Source organism: Alkalibacterium sp. s-m-28 (genome assembly GCF_054658175.1).
In genome coordinates this window covers 1-1167 of the sequence record NZ_BAAGIQ010000201.1, presented here as the reverse complement: position 1 = coordinate 1167, position 1167 = coordinate 1, and the positions used below count along the sequence as shown (strand labels likewise).

General features: G+C 42.8%; 1 protein-coding gene. It reads right to left on the bottom strand.

The annotated features are described in order from the left end of the window. Nucleotides 1–154 precede the first annotated feature (154 nt). Nucleotides 155–1021: a S1-like domain-containing RNA-binding protein gene (locus tag ACYQ4S_RS11930; RefSeq protein WP_459771362.1), complete on the bottom strand. Its 867-nt coding sequence runs from the start codon at nucleotides 1019–1021 to the stop codon at nucleotides 155–157. Nucleotides 1022–1167: the final 146 nt, after the last annotated feature.

The window sequence follows — 1167 nt, the reverse complement described above, 5'->3', positions numbered from 1 at the left end:
ACATACTCAAAAAATATTCGAATATATCACAGGGCTTTCGAGTTCGCCAAAGCGAACCCTCATCCCTGCCGAGCTATCATCCCACGATTGAAACCGTGGGTTTTCTCGCTCGGAAAACTGATAAAATAATCGACACTAAGTCTCAACTACTATTCTAGTCCTCTTCAGGCAATCTTATCAGATTCGTCCCATTATCATCCTGATTGACCAGTCCCTTTTTCATCAGCCTGCCGACAGCACGTTTGAACTGGCCTTTGCTGATACCGAACTGCTGTTTTATAACTTCCGGATCTGTTTTATTATGGAAAGGAATAGAATGGTCTTCTGAACGCTTGAGCACTTCCAGGAGCATCAATGCATCTTCTTCCATCACTTCATGTGCTCTAGGTTTTAATGAGGTATACAGTACCCCGTCTTCTCTCAGACCGATAACTCTTCCTGAAATAGTTTCTCCCAGTTTCGGTTCCTGCTCCCGTTCACTCGGATGCACAAACAGAATGTGCTTATCTTCAGTGATCGCATACGTCCCGCTTTTCTTCAAGTGAAAAACAATGCCGCTTACATTATTGTTATGCATGTCTTTCGTGCCTTCTACGTAGTCTTCAAAGAACGCCTCTTCATCTGCTGGTTTCCCCCAGATACGGTCTTTAGAGTCTGTTGTAACAGTCAAATAAAGCCTGTTTCCTTCTTTAGGCCACAGCCTCCCTTCAACTGGCAAGTCATCCATTGAGACGACTACATCCTTTTCTTCCCATCCTATATTCACAAATACGCCAAGTTTGCGATTGACTTTAACGACCTCTCCCCATCCGTATACACCTGGTCGGATAGTTGGGAAATGAGTGGTAAAAACCAGCTGATCATTTTTGTCTGAATAGACAAACCCTTTCAATACATCTCCGATATCAGCACTGTCATCGGACAACACTTTATATGTGATTCCGTCTTTTTGTACAAAAAGCTGATCATTATGCTTATCTGTGACTATAGCGGTTATTTCTTTAGCTAAATTATTATTCATGTTTATCTCCTTTATTTCAGTGTGAACTACCCACCACTTAAATCCTCCGGATTTTGAAGTGGGGGCTTCCTACGAACTCCATTCTTGTCTGCACAGGTTTCATGCAGACAGAGGAATCGGATATGGGTAGGCTCAAAAGGCAGTCC